A 473-nucleotide genomic window follows, 5' to 3' on the forward strand; every position below is an offset into this window, starting at 1 on the left:
GGTCGCGGGTCCGGCCAAGTCGCCTTGCAGGCAGCCGAAGGCGCTGACTGCGGCAGCGAACTCATCGATGGCATCGCAGGCGTCGTAGGGTTCCATCGCGCTCTTCTTTCTGCGCTTTGTTTTGGTTGGCACCTACGAAGGTAGAAAGAAGAGCCTTTATCGTTCAGGGAGTTCCCCCGCCCGCCTCGGCTGTCCGGTGAGCGAGCGCGAACAGCCCGGGTTGGTCCTCGGTCAGCCAGCCCCGCTCCACCAGCCGTTTCAGCTTGCCCCGCGTCCCCTCGATCTTCGCCGTCACCGCCGGCAGCCCGATCCTCGGCACGATCTGCTTGGCCTGCATCGGAGTCGACGCGTCTGCCACGACCTCCACGATGTCGCGGTACACATCCGGCAGCGCATCCGCCGACAGCCCCTCCCGCCAGTGCGGCACCATGATCGCCCCGACCACCCGCACCGGCTGCTCGGCGACCGACGCC

The 473-nt window shown here is 67.2% G+C and carries 1 pseudogene; it reads right to left on the reverse strand.

The window, feature by feature from the left end:
* Window positions 1-163: 163 nt before the first annotated feature.
* A pseudogene (locus TN53_RS42280) lies at window positions 164-473 on the reverse strand (hypothetical protein); the annotation flags it as partial.

The sequence above is a fragment of the Streptomyces sp. WM6386 genome (genome assembly GCF_000972385.1).
Lineage (GTDB): Bacteria > Actinomycetota > Actinomycetes > Streptomycetales > Streptomycetaceae > Streptomyces.